The organism is Sphingomonas sp. ATCC 31555 (assembly GCF_000282895.1).
GTDB lineage: Bacteria > Pseudomonadota > Alphaproteobacteria > Sphingomonadales > Sphingomonadaceae > Sphingomonas.
The window spans coordinates 1-12,556 of sequence record NZ_ALBQ01000011.1; the positions used below are offsets into that span (position 1 = coordinate 1).

13 protein-coding genes are annotated in these 12,556 nt (G+C 65.3%); all 13 read left to right on the forward strand.

Translation table 11 applies throughout. The features are described from left to right. Positions 1 to 205: 205 nt before the first annotated feature. The 13 genes from B215_RS0104325 (at position 206) to B215_RS0104385 (ending at position 12,554) form a co-directional block, all read left to right on the forward strand. The gene (locus B215_RS0104325; RefSeq protein ID WP_019368400.1) at positions 206 to 733 is read left to right on the forward strand and encodes a DUF4269 domain-containing protein; all 528 of its coding nucleotides are present in this window, start codon (positions 206 to 208) and stop codon (positions 731 to 733) included. A gap of 1,009 nt (positions 734 to 1,742) precedes the next feature. Continuing rightward, the gene (gene rpsM / locus B215_RS0104330; protein ID WP_019368401.1) at positions 1,743 to 2,111 is read left to right on the forward strand and encodes a 30S ribosomal protein S13; all 369 of its coding nucleotides are present in this window, start codon (positions 1,743 to 1,745) and stop codon (positions 2,109 to 2,111) included. Between the two features lie 74 nt (positions 2,112 to 2,185). Further along, positions 2,186 to 2,575: a 30S ribosomal protein S11 gene (gene rpsK / locus B215_RS0104335; protein WP_019368402.1), complete on the forward strand. Its 390-nt coding sequence runs from the start codon at positions 2,186 to 2,188 to the stop codon at positions 2,573 to 2,575. A gap of 99 nt (positions 2,576 to 2,674) precedes the next feature. Continuing rightward, positions 2,675 to 3,742: a DNA-directed RNA polymerase subunit alpha gene (locus B215_RS0104340; protein ID WP_019368403.1), complete on the forward strand. Its 1,068-nt coding sequence runs from the start codon at positions 2,675 to 2,677 to the stop codon at positions 3,740 to 3,742. Positions 3,743 to 3,911: 169 nt separating this feature from the next. Continuing rightward, positions 3,912 to 4,715: a formate/nitrite transporter family protein gene (locus B215_RS0104345; RefSeq protein WP_037513121.1), complete on the forward strand. Its 804-nt coding sequence runs from the start codon at positions 3,912 to 3,914 to the stop codon at positions 4,713 to 4,715. A 124-nt stretch (positions 4,716 to 4,839) separates the two neighbouring features. Next, entirely contained in the window at positions 4,840 to 5,262 is a 423-nt protein-coding gene (gene rplQ, locus B215_RS0104350; protein WP_019368405.1) for a 50S ribosomal protein L17, read from the forward strand. Positions 5,263 to 5,402: 140 nt separating this feature from the next. Beyond that, positions 5,403 to 6,854, forward strand: coding sequence for an aldehyde dehydrogenase (locus tag B215_RS0104355; protein ID WP_019368406.1), 1,452 nt, complete (start codon positions 5,403 to 5,405; stop codon positions 6,852 to 6,854). A 56-nt stretch (positions 6,855 to 6,910) separates the two neighbouring features. After that, a complete protein-coding gene (locus tag B215_RS0104360; RefSeq protein WP_019368407.1) occupies positions 6,911 to 7,747 on the forward strand; it encodes a p-hydroxycinnamoyl CoA hydratase/lyase in 837 nt (278 codons plus the stop codon). Positions 7,748 to 7,761: 14 nt separating this feature from the next. Further along, positions 7,762 to 9,894 (forward strand): acetate--CoA ligase family protein, encoded by a 2,133-nt coding sequence (locus tag B215_RS0104365; protein ID WP_019368408.1) that lies wholly within the window; start codon positions 7,762 to 7,764, stop codon positions 9,892 to 9,894. 42 nt (positions 9,895 to 9,936) lie between these two features. Further along, on the forward strand, positions 9,937 to 11,235 hold the full coding sequence (locus B215_RS0104370) for an MFS transporter (protein ID WP_019368409.1): 1,299 nt from the start codon (positions 9,937 to 9,939) through the stop codon (positions 11,233 to 11,235). 32 nt (positions 11,236 to 11,267) lie between these two features. Further along, positions 11,268 to 11,678: a GNAT family acetyltransferase gene (locus B215_RS0104375; RefSeq protein WP_019368410.1), complete on the forward strand. Its 411-nt coding sequence runs from the start codon at positions 11,268 to 11,270 to the stop codon at positions 11,676 to 11,678. Positions 11,679 to 11,685: 7 nt separating this feature from the next. Then, entirely contained in the window at positions 11,686 to 12,033 is a 348-nt protein-coding gene (locus B215_RS0104380; RefSeq protein WP_019368411.1) for an ArsC family reductase, read from the forward strand. 83 nt (positions 12,034 to 12,116) lie between these two features. Then, positions 12,117 to 12,554 carry a hypothetical protein gene (locus tag B215_RS0104385; RefSeq protein WP_236704381.1) on the forward strand — a complete coding sequence of 146 codons (438 nt, stop codon included), beginning with the start codon at positions 12,117 to 12,119 and terminating at the stop codon, positions 12,552 to 12,554. The last annotated feature ends 2 nt before the right edge of the window (positions 12,555 to 12,556 follow it).

A 12,556-nucleotide genomic window follows, 5' to 3' on the forward strand; every position in this document is an offset into this window, starting at 1 on the left:
CAGTTCCTGCGGATATGATCCAGATTGATCGGAAAACGCTCTAGTTCGGAAAACAGCGATCGAGCATATTTTGGACAAGCGAATGGGTTGAACGGCTTCTGGACGGACCGCCGGGGCACCGATGCCAAAATTGCTCCCTTTGCGCGACGCGCATCAGCCGGTGTCGTCCTTTGCACGCCCGCAAACCCATCATAGAAACGCTACGATGGAAAGGCCGCACTATCTGGAGGCACTGGAACGAACGGGCGTTCTGCCGAAGCTGGCTGCGTTCAATCCCCATGTTGTCGGCACGCCGCCATTGGGTTTGGATCTTCCAACGAGCGATATCGATGTTGTTTGCTTCGCCCCCGATGCGGACGCGTTCGCCTACACCGTATGGAACGCCTTTGGCACGTCCGCGAAGTTCGGCATGTGGCAGAAGATCAACCTTGGTCGGGCCGTCGTAGCCAGTTTTGTCGCCGCCGGCTGGACCATCGAGTTATTCGGTCAAGCGTCTCCCATCTCCGAACAGTATGGGTGGCGGCATTTTCTTGTGGAGCAAAGACTGCTGGCGCTTGGTGGCGACATCTTCCACGCTGCGGTGATGGCGCGGCGTACCAATGGCATGAAGACAGAGCCGGCATTTGCGGCCGTGCTTGGTCTTGATGGTGATCCATATCAGGCGTTGCTTAGCCTTGAGGGCTGCTCAGACGTGGAACTGACCGCTCTGCTGAAGGATCAGGGATTCAGGTGAGGGCGCTGCCCGAAAACCATCATTATTGGGACGGCAGCTATAGCTGCCGCTATCCCGAAAGTCGCCTGTCCGCTCTCCGCCCAGCTCCGGGGACGCGCGGCCATTATCACCCGCACGGCTGCACGCACGACACCATCTTGCGCCTCGGTGGTGTTCTCTATATGTACCAGGCGCTTCGCTATCCGGGGCCGCTCTTTGATATCGTTTGCCAATGCTCCTGCCTGCGAAGCGACACGCTTCGCCTCTTTGGCCGATGCTTCAACGGGCGGGCGCATGCCCGATCCTCCGGAAGCCTAAACTTCCTAAACTTCGCATCTCTTCGCCGGCGCTTGGCCCAGCCTGCGGAAACGCGCGCGAGCCTAAACTTCCTAAACTTAGCACCTCATTCATCGGTGCGTGGCAGGGCTTGCGGAAACGCGCACGAGCCTAAACTTCCTAAACTTCACACCTCCTTCGCCGGCGCGTGGGCGAGCCTGCGGAAACGCGTGCAGACCTAAACTTCCTAAACTTCATGCGGTGGCCAGCTGTGCGGCTCGGCGGTTCTCCATCCAAAATTGTCGTCGTTCGCGCGAAGGCGGGGATCCATTGGCGCTGATCTTCCGGTTCATTCCTCTAGCGCACAGGAATGGGTTGCCGCTTCGGGATGGCGGCGGGTTGCAACGGCGGCGCTATCCGATGGCGTCTGCCGTCGCCCTGGTCGCTGCGGGAGATGGGCGGCTCCCCGACCGCAGCGCCGCTCCCGCTATCCGAAACGGGACGCGCTTCACCTCCGCAGCGCGCGCCGCGCTTGGCGGGCCGGGAACCTTGCTATATAGAGAAGGTTCAGCATTTTCCGGCCCCGCGGCGCTTGACAGTTCGCCTGCGGACCCGTATCTCGCGCAACTTCCGGAATAGGTGGATACGGCGGCGCTCCATCGCGTGCGTCGTGCCGCTGCATTTCGGAAGCAACGCTACGAGATGGGGTGCCCGCTGCCATGCAGCACTCCGTGGAGCTGGGAGAATAAATTTCATGGCACGTATTGCGGGTGTTAACATCCCGACCAACAAGCGCGTCGTTATCGCGCTGCAGTATATCCACGGCATTGGCGCGACCAAGGCCAAGGAGCTCACCGAAAAGCTGAACATCGCACCGGAGCGCCGCGTGCAGGACCTGAGCGATCAGGAAGTGCTGCAGATCCGCGAAGCGATCGACGCCGGCTACACCGTGGAAGGCGATCTTCGTCGCCAGGTGGCGATGAACATCAAGCGCCTGATGGACCTGGCCTGCTATCGTGGCCTGCGTCACCGCAAGGGCCTGCCGGTTCGTGGCCAGCGCACGCACACCAATGCGCGCACCCGCAAGGGCAAGGCCAAGCCGATCGCCGGCAAGAAGAAGTAATCGCGCACTCCGCGATTATTTCCTCCCGAGGCCCCGCGCCTCCAGGTCAGAGCTTCTAGGTCAGGAATTCCAAAATGGCACGTGAACCGCAGCGCATTCGCCGTCGCGAGCGCAAGAACATCACCGCCGGCGTCGCGCATGTGAACGCCAGCTTCAACAACACCATGATCACCATCACCGATGCGCAGGGCAATGCGATCAGCTGGTCGTCGGCCGGCATGATGGGCTTCAAGGGCTCGCGCAAGTCGACCCCGTACGCCGCGCAGGTCGCCGCTGAAGACGCAGGCCGCAAGGCCGCCGAGCACGGCGTTCGTACCCTTGAGGTCGAAGTGAAGGGTCCGGGTTCGGGCCGCGAGTCGGCGCTGCGCGCGCTGCAGGCGGTCGGCTTCCAGATCACCTCGATCCGCGACGTGACGGCGATCCCCCATAACGGCGTACGGCCCTCCAAGCGCCGTCGCGTCTGATACGTCCTGCTTGTGCCGCAGGCCCTGAGGCGGGTCTGCGGTCTTGCAGTAAATACCTGGCGGGGGATGCCTCTTCCCCGCCCAACATGAGGAAAGCCCGTGTCGGTCAACGCTAAGAACTGGCAGGAACTCAAGAAGCCCAACGGCCTCGAGAAGAAGCCCGGTGGCGATCCCAAGCGGAAGGCGACGTTCGTTGCCGAGCCGCTGGAGCGTGGCTTCGGCCTCACGCTCGGCAACGCGCTGCGTCGCGTGCTGCTGTCGTCGCTGCAGGGCGCGGCGGTCACCTCGATCAAGATCGAGAATGTGCTGCACGAATTCTCGTCGCTCGCCGGGGTGCGCGAGGACGTGACCGACATCGTCCTCAACGTCAAGCAGATCGCGCTCAAGATGCAGGGCGAAGGCCCGAAGCGTCTCCAGCTGTCGGCTACCGGCCCCGCCGAAGTGAAGGCAGGCGACATCGCGGTTTCGGGCGACATCGAAGTGATGAACCCCGAGCTGGTGATCTGCCATCTCGACGACGGTGCGACGCTGAACATGGAACTGACCGCGGACGTGGGTAAGGGCTATGTGCCCGCAACCGCGAACCGCCCGGCCGATGCGCCGATCGGCCTGATCCCGGTCGATGCGCTGTTCAGCCCGGTCCGCCAGGTTTCGTACAAGGTCGAGAACACCCGCGTCGGCCAGGAGCTCGATTACGACAAGCTCACCCTGACGGTGGAAACTGACGGCACGGTGACCCCGGACGATGCGCTCGCCTATGCGGCTCGCATTCTTCAGGACCAGCTGGCGCTGTTCGTCCACTTCGACGACTCGTCGGTCACCCGTGCGGCACCGGTCGGCATGGTCCCGGCGGCGGCGCCGGCGGAAGGTGGCGCGGGCGATGCCGCGCAGATCAACCGCTATCTGCTCAAGAAGGTCGACGAGCTGGAGCTTTCGGTCCGCTCGGCCAACTGCCTCAAGAACGACAACATCATCTATATCGGCGACCTGGTTCAGAAGACCGAAGCCGAGATGCTGCGCACGCCGAACTTCGGCCGCAAGTCGCTCAACGAGATCAAGGAAGTCCTCTCCAGCATGGGCCTGCGCCTGGGCATGGAAATCCCGGGCTGGCCGCCCGAGAATATCGAGGAAATGGCCAAGAAGCTCGAGCAGGAGATCATGGGCTGAGCCCATCCTGCGGAGTGACAAGGTTGCGAAGGGCCGTCCCACCGGGGCGGCCCTTTTGCGTTGCCGGCCAACGGCGTGGCCCCGGGGCGGATCGAAACCCGCGGCGTCGGCGTTCGGTGGGGTAGGCGTGGCGGAAGGTGCGCGCCGGGGCTGCAGCAAGGAGAGCGGCATGGCCGACGCTGGTGAAGACCCGACGCCCAAGGAAATCGCAGCCGGCGCGCCGGACGCCTTGGCGGCGAAGGTGGATCGCTCCTACCCGCGGATGCTCGTGCTCGCCATGTTGGCCGGGGCGCTGATTGGCTTCGGTTCGATCGGGTACCTTATCGTCCAGGCCGGTCCCGGCGCCCCTTCCGGCGCGGGGCAACTGCTATCCGGCCTGGCCTTTTCCGTGGGCCTGATGCTGGTGATGGTCACCGGCGCCGAACTGTTTACCGGCAACACGATGTTCGTGCTGCCTGCGGCCGAGGGGCGCCTGTCTGCAGGCCGAATGATCGTCGCCTGGACGGTGGTTTGGATCGGCAATCTGCTCGGCAGCGCCGCGCTGGCGGCGGCGTTCGTCGCTGCGGGTGGCGCCGAGGGTGTCGACGGCGGCGTCGCGGCGGCGGCGGTGCGAGTCGCGACCGAGAAGGTCGGCAAGGGAGCGGGCGCGCTGCTTCTCTCCGGCATGCTGGCGAACATGTTGGTGTGCCTGGCCGTGTGGGGCGCGATGACCGCGACGTCGGTGTCGTCCAAGGTTTTGGCGATCGTCGGACCGGTGACGTTGTTCGTGGCAGCCGGTTTCGAACATTCGATCGCCAATCAGTCGCTGCTGCCGATCGGATGGCTGGTTCAGTCGGGCGATGCGGTCGGCGGTGCGGGGATCGCGTATAATCTTGCCCTGAGTACGGTCGGCAACATTGCGGGCGGCGCCGTGGTCGCACTTGGGCTGGGCTTTGGCCAGGGGAAACTCGGCGCCGAGCACGGCCGATCTTGACTCTTCGGGTGAAATCGGGTTCAGGGCGCGCTTCCTCGACGGAGGACGGCAGGGGGCTGCAGCCGTAATGCAGCCTGGCTCGGGGTACCTGAAACGGCCCTCTGACGAACGAAAGGATTGAATTATGCGCCATCGCGTAGGCGGTCGTAAGCTGCAGCGTACCTCGGCTCACCGTATTGCTCTGTTCCGCAACATGAGCGCAGCGCTCATCAAGCATGAGCAGATCACCACCACCGTCGCCAAGGCGAAGGAGCTTCGCCCGTACGTGGAGAAGCTGATCACCCTCGCCAAGAAGGGTGGCCTGTCCAACCGTCGTCTCGCGCATGCGCGGCTGATGGACGACGCCCAGCTGGTGAAGCTGTTCGACGTGCTGGCAGCGCGCTACGCCGATCGCAACGGCGGCTACACCCGCATCATCAAGGCCGGCATCCGCGCCTCGGACGCGTCGCCGATGGCGATCATCGAGTTCGTCGATCGTGATGTCTCCGCCAAGGGTCAGGACTCGGGCCCGGTGATGAGCGACGAGGATTTCGACGAAGCCGCCTGATCGGCTCCGTCTGAAAAGCTGCAAGAAGGGCGGTCGCGCGAGCGGCCGCCCTTTTCGTTTGCGTGCCCGCAAATCCCCTCTTGCCGTCTGCTTCGTAAACGTTATGATCCATAACAATAACGAAGAGGACGGAGAGGTTCATGTCCCACAACGACGTTTCGCTGCTGGTCGGTGGTGCGCCGCTCGCTACGGCACGCCAGTTTGAGCGCCGCAACCCGGTAACCGGCGAACTCGCCACCCGTGCCGCTGCGGCGACTCCCGAAGATGCTCTGGCGGCAGTCGCGGCCGCCCAGGCAGCCTTCCCCGCCTGGTCCGCGCAGGGGCCGAATGCCCGCCGCGCACTGCTGACGAAGGCCGCCGCCGCGATGGAAGCCCGCGCCGACGCGTTCGTCTCGGCGATGATGACGGAAATCGGCGCTACCGAGGGCTGGGCGCGCTTCAACCTGATGCTTGCCGCCTCCATGGTTCGGGAGGCTGCGGGTCTCACCACTCAGATCAGCGGCGAAGTCATTCCCAGCGATAAGCCGGGCTGTATCGCGATGGCGGTGCGCGAGCCGGCAGGCGTGGTGCTTTCGATGGCGCCGTGGAACGCGCCGATCATTCTGGCGACCCGCGCAATCGCGGTGCCGCTCGCCTGCGGCAACACGGTGGTGCTCAAGGCCAGCGAGCAATGTCCGCGCACCCATGCCCTGATCGTCGAGGCGTTCGTGGAAGCGGGCTTTGGCGGCGGGATTGTCAACCTCGTCACCAACGCGCCGGAAGATGCGGGTGAGGTGGTCGGCGCGATGATCGACGCGCCGGCGGTGCGCCGGGTGAACTTCACCGGATCCACGGGCGTAGGCCGTATCATCGCGGTGCGCTGCGCACAGAATCTGAAGCCGGTGGTGCTCGAACTCGGCGGCAAGGCCCCGTTGATCGTGCTGGAGGATGCCGATCTCGGCGAGGCGGTGAAGGCCGCCGCGTTCGGCGCCTTCATGAACCAGGGCCAGATCTGCATGTCGACGGAGCGGATCATCGTCGTCGATGCCGTGGCGGATGCGTTTGTCGAGAAATTCCGGGCCAAAGTTGCCACCATGGCTGTGGGCGATCCGCGCGAGGGCAAGACGCCCCTCGGCGCCGTGGTCGACACCAAGACGGTTACGCATGTCCGCAGCCTGATCGACGATGCGGTGGCGCAGGGGGCGGCGCTGGTGAATGGCGGCGAAGCCGATGGCGTGCTGATGCCCGCGCATGTCGTCGACAAGGTGACACCGGCGATGAAGCTGTTCCGCGACGAGAGCTTCGGCCCCGTGGTGGGCGTCATCCGCGCCCGCGACGAGGCGCATGCGGTCGAACTCGCCAACGATACCGAATATGGTCTGTCCGCCTCGGTGTTCACCCGCGACGCGGCGCGTGGCCTGCGCGTGGCGCGGCAGATCCAGTCCGGCATCTGCCATGTCAACGGCCCGACCGTTCATGACGAGGCGCAGATGCCTTTCGGCGGCGTCAAGGCATCGGGCTATGGCAAGTTCGGCGGCAAGGCGGGGATCGAGAGCTTCACCGAATTGCGCTGGATCACGCTGGAAACTCAGCCCGGCCATTTCCCAATCTGATTGCAACACCCTGGCCGCGCCGGGGTGCGCGGCTCCCCCACGGAGACCTTGAAACGATGACCGATCCAATCCAAGCCGCCACTGTCGCATACGACGTCGCCGACGGCATCGCCTGGGTGCGCTTCAACCGTCCCGACAAGCGCAACTGCATGTCCCCCCGGCTCAATCGCCGGATGGCGGAAGTGCTCGACGAACTGGAATATTGCGACGATGTCGGCGTGCTGGTGCTGAGCGGTGAGGGCACCGCCTGGTCCGCCGGCATGGACCTGAAGGAGTATTTCCGCGAGAACGAGGCCAAGGGACTGGGCGCTACACGCGGGGCGCAGCGGGAGGCATACACCTGGTGGCGCCGCCTGCGCTGGTACCACAAGCCGACGATCGCGATGGTCAATGGCTGGTGCTTCGGCGGCGGCTATGGTCCGCTGTTCGCGTGCGACCTCGCCTTCGCGGCGGAAGATGCGCAGTTCGGCCTTTCGGAAATCAACTGGGGCATCCTGCCCGGCGGCGGTGCATCGAAGGTGATCGCCGAGCTCACAGGTTTCCGCAACGCCATGTACCACGCCATGATGGGCGAGAACATCAGCGGCAAGAAGGCCGCCGAATGGGGGCTGGTCAACGAAGCGGTGCCGCTCGATGGCCTCAAGGCGCGAGTGGAGGATGTGGCCAAGGTGCTGCTCGCCAAGAACCCGGTTGCGCTGAAGGCGACCAAGGATGCGATTCGCCGCGTGCGCGAGATGACGTATGACAATGCCGAGGATTATCTGATCCGCGCGCAGGAAGCAGCCAACAGCTTCGACAATGAAGGCCGCAAGGAAGGCATCAAGCAGTTCATCGACGACAAGACGTACAAGCCGGGCCTCGGCGCGTACGACAAGTCGAAGCAGAACGCTTGAACTGGGGGGCACCGATGACCGTCGACACCCTTGCTCCGCCCCAGGCCGCCGCTGGTCTCGCGCTCGACCGGCTATTGCGGCCGAGATCGGTGGTGATCGTGGGCGCTTCGGACAAGCCGGGGGCGCTCGGCGCCTCGGTGCTCGCCAACCTGGAACGCAACGGCTTTGGCGGGGACATTCACCTGATCAATCCGAAGCGCGAGACGATCGGCGGGCGGCCCTGCCTGCCGTCGGTCGGAGCGCTGCCGGAGGGCGTCGACGCCGCCGTGCTCGCGATTCCGCGGGCGGGCGTCGTCGATACGATCCGGGCGCTCGCCGCGCGCAAGGTGGGCGCGGCGATCGTCTTTTCCGCGGGCTTTGCAGAGGGTGGGGAGCAGGGACTGGCGGATCAGCGTGAGATCGCCCGCATCGCCGCCGAAGCGGGAATGGTCATCGAAGGGCCGAACTGCCTGGGTCTGGTCAATTATGTCGAGCGGGTGCCGCTGACCTTTGTCGAAACTCTGGTGCCCGAACGTGGGCCCGGTGCGGGGGTGGGCATCGTTTCGCAGAGCGGGGCGATGGCAGCGGTGCTGGCGACGATGCTGCTCAGCCGCGATCTGCCGGTCACGTTGTCGGTCTCGACGGGGAACGAAGCAGCGAGCGGCGTCGAGGACTATGTCGATTACTGCGTGAGCGATCCGAATACGCAGGTGGTTGCGATGATCGTCGAGCAGTTTCGCAAGCCGCAGCGGTTTCTCGATGCCGCGCGCAAGGCGCGGGCCGCGGGCAAGCTCGTCGTGCTGCTGCATCCCGGCAAGAGCAGCGCCGCGCGCGAATCCGCCGCGACGCATACCGGCGCGATGGCCGGCGACTATCAGCTGATGCGGGTGATGGTGGAGCGCGCCGGCGTGGTCTTTGCCGAGACGCTGGAGGAACTGGGCGACATCACCGAAATCGCCGCGCGCTGCCCGGCGCTGCCCGGCGGCGGCACCGCGGTACTCGGCGAGTCAGGTGCGTTTAAGGCGCTGACGCTGGATCTGTGCGAAGAACTCGAAGTGGCGCTGCCGGCGCTCGACGATGGCAACGCGCCGCTGCTGCGGGCGGCGATGCCCGACTTTGTCGGCGTCAGCAACCCGCTCGACATCACCGCGCAGGGGCTGGTCGAGCCTGACATGTACTATCGCCTGCTCAAGGCGCTGGGCGCGGACGATCGCTTCGGCTGCATCGTTGCCGGCATCATCCTAACCGATGCGGCAACGGCGGCCATCAAGCTGCCGCCGATCCTGCGCGCGGTGGAAGAAGCGGCGCTGACCACGCCGCTGATTTTCGCGGGACTGGACGAAGGCGCGCCGCTGGGGGCGGAATATACCGCGCGGCTGCGAGCGGCGGGAGTGCCGTGCTTCGCGTCGACCGAGCGGGTGTTTCGGGCAATCGCCCGGCTTTCGCGGCACGCGGCGCGCGACTTCTCCACCTGCGACGCCGCGCCGCTTGCGTGCGAGGGTCTGCCACTCGGCGGGGTGGTGCCGGAATACCGCGCCAAGGCGGTGCTGGCACCACTTGGCCTGCCTTTCCCGAAAGGCGGCTTTGCCCGCACCGCGGAAGAGGCGGTGCAGATCGCCGGCGAGATAGGTTATCCGGTGGTGCTGAAGGCGCAATCGCCCGAGCTCAGCCACAAAAGCGATGCCGGCGGCGTGGTGCTGAATTTGGCTGACGAAGCGGAGCTGCGCGCCGGGTGGCGCAAGTTGCACGGCGATGTGAGCCGATATCGAGCGGACCTGACGCTGGACGGCGTGCTGGTCGAGGGCATGGGAAAGCGCGGGGTAGAACTGATCGTCGGCGCAAAGCGCGATCCCGAATGGGGGCCGGTGATCCTTGCGGGGTTCGGCGGGGTGACCGCGGAGATCCTTCAGGACGTCCGCCTGCTGCCGTGCGACCTCACCCCCGCGGCGATTGAGGGCGAACTGCATCAGCTGAAGAGCGCAGCGATCCTGCGGGGCTGGCGCGGCGCACCCGCGCTGGACGTGCCGGCCGTCGCGGCGCTGATCGCGCGCCTGGCGCAGGTACTGATTGCCGAACCTTCGATCCGCGAGGTGGATCTCAATCCGGTGGTGGTGCACCCTGCCGGCGAAGGGGTGGTGGCGCTCGACGCGCTGATGCTCACCGCCTGACGAACGACAAGCGGGCGGAAAGCCCCGAAGGAGAGGTTGAAGATGGCGGAGTCGTCCGAAATTCTGCGGCGGCTCGACGAGGCGCCGCTGAGCCGCACGCAAATGCTGGGCATTCTGCTCTGCCTGCTGCTCAACGCGCTCGACGGGTTCGATGTGCTGGCGATCAGCTTCGCCTCGCCGGGGATCGCGGCGGAATGGGGCATCGATCGCGCGGCGCTGGGGCTGGTGCTGTCGATGGAACTGATCGGCATGGCGGTCGGCTCGGTCGTGCTGGGGGGCTATGCCGACCGTGTCGGGCGGAGGCCGGCGATCTTGCTATGCCTCGCGATCATGGCTGCCGGCATGCTGGCCGCGACCTTCGCTCGCAATGTCGAGATGCTGTCCGGCTTCCGCCTGTTCACAGGGCTAGGCATCGGCGGCATGCTTGCTTGCACCAACGCGATGGCGGCGGAACTCGCCAACGCCCGCACCCGCAGCTTGGCGGTGGGGCTGATGGCGTCGGGCTATCCGATCGGCGCGATCGTCGGTGGATCGATTGCGGCGAAGCTGCTGGTCGGCGGGGACTGGCGGCACGTCTTCCTTTTCGGCGCGGGCATCACGGCGCTGTTCCTGCCGCTTGCCTGGTGGTTGCTCCCCGAATCGGTCCGCTATCTGTTCCAGCGCCGGCCGGCGAACGCGCTCGCCCGTGCCAACCGCTTGCTGGTGCGGATGGGGCAGGGTGCGATTGCGGCGCTGCCAGCGCGGGCGGAGTCCGGCACCAAACTGCCGCTCGCGCAATTGTTCGCCGCGCCGCTTGCCCGCACGACGATCCTGCTGACCCTCGCCTATTTCTGCCATATCATGACCTTCTACTTCATCATCAAATGGGTGCCCAAGATCGTCGTCGACATGGGCTATCCCGCATCGCAGGCGGCGGGTGTGCTGGTTTGGGCCAATGTCGGAGGGCTGGCCGGTGCGGTGCTGCTGAGCGTGCTCAGCTGGCGCGTGCCGTTGCGCGCTCTGCTGGTGATCGCGCTGGTCGCCGCGACGACGATGGTGGCGCTGTTCGGGCAGGGACAGCAGGATCTGACGGGGCTGGCGCTGATCGCCGCCATCGCAGGCTTCTTCACCAATGCCGGGGTGGTGGGGATGTACGCGCTGATCGCCCAGAGCTTTCCCACCGAGGCGCGCGGGCTAGGTACCGGCTTCGTGATCGGGGTTGGGCGCGGCGGCGCGGCCTTGGGCCCGATCGTCGCCGGCCTTCTGTTCGCGATGAACCTTGGCTTGCCGTTGGTGGCGCTGGCGATGGCGGGCGGATCGCTGATCGCGGCGGCGGCGCTGCTGGCACTCCGGCGGGGATAGCCGCGCGGCGGCCTCCACGATAGGCTGGTGCGATGCAGATCGACGAAGCGCGCGCGGCGGATCGGAACGAAGTGGTGGTGCTGTGGCAGGCCGCCGCCCTTACCCGCCCGTGGAACGACCCGACGGCTGATTTCGACCGTGCGGTGCAGGGGGCAAGCTCTGTTATCCTCCTGCTCCGCAGCCACGGAACCCTGCTCGGCACGGTGATGGTGGGCGAGGACGGGCATCGCGGCTGGGTCTATTATCTCGCTGTGGCAGAAGCGGCACGCGGACACGGCCATGGCCGCTCCCTTATGGCCGCCGCCGAATCATGGCTCCGCGCGCGCGGGTGCCCCAAGCTGCAACTGATGGTGCGTGAGGACAATGATGCGGCGATCGGTTTCTATCGTGCGCTGGGTCTGTCGCCGCAGCCGGTTGTGACGCTCGGCCGTTTCCTCCACTAGGACGACCATGACGATTGCACTGTATGGCATCAAGAACTGCGACACGATGAAGAAGGCGCGAGCCTGGCTGGATGCCAACGGCGTCGCCTATGCGTTCCATGACTATAAGGCGGAAGGCGTGGATCCGGCGCGGCTTGCCCGCTGGATCGCGCTGGAGGGCTGGGAGTCGCTGCTCAACCGCGCTGGCACGACCTTCCGAAACCTCTCCGATGCCGATAAGGTCGATCTGGATGCGGCCAAGGCCAGTGCGCTGATGATCGCGCAGCCATCCATGATCAAGCGGCCGGTGTTGGAAATCCCCGGCGGCCTGCTGATCGGTTTCGCGCCGGAACGCTATGCACGCGCGCTGCTTTGAGCTGAAAGTGGCCGGATAAACTGGATAAACCTCTGGAATTTTCCTAGGTTAACCACATTACACCCATACTATAATGGGGTCGCATGGCGTCTTACATTCGACAACGACCTGCCTACTGGTTCCAGGCCACCGCAACTTTGCTGTTCCTGTGGGGTGTGCTTGGATGTATCGCCTTCTATTGGCACGCCAGCTTCGATCCTGCGCAACCATCGGATGTCGGTGTATGGGAACGCGCCTATCATCGCGCGCTGCCGGGATGGTTCGCCTATGACTATGCGATTGCCGTGGGCGCCGCGCTGCTGGGCTCCATCGCGATGCTGCGGCGATCACGATCAGCCAATATCCTCTATGTGCTTTCGCTGGCCGCGGTGGTCGTTCAGTTCGGCTATGTCTTTGTCTTCACGCCGTTGTTGGCGGTGAAAGGCGTCGCTACCGCGGTGTTCCCGCTGTTTATCCTGGGAGTCGGCATCTTCCAGATCTGGCTGGCGGGGCTGGCGACGCGGCGGGGGTGGATCCTGTAGCG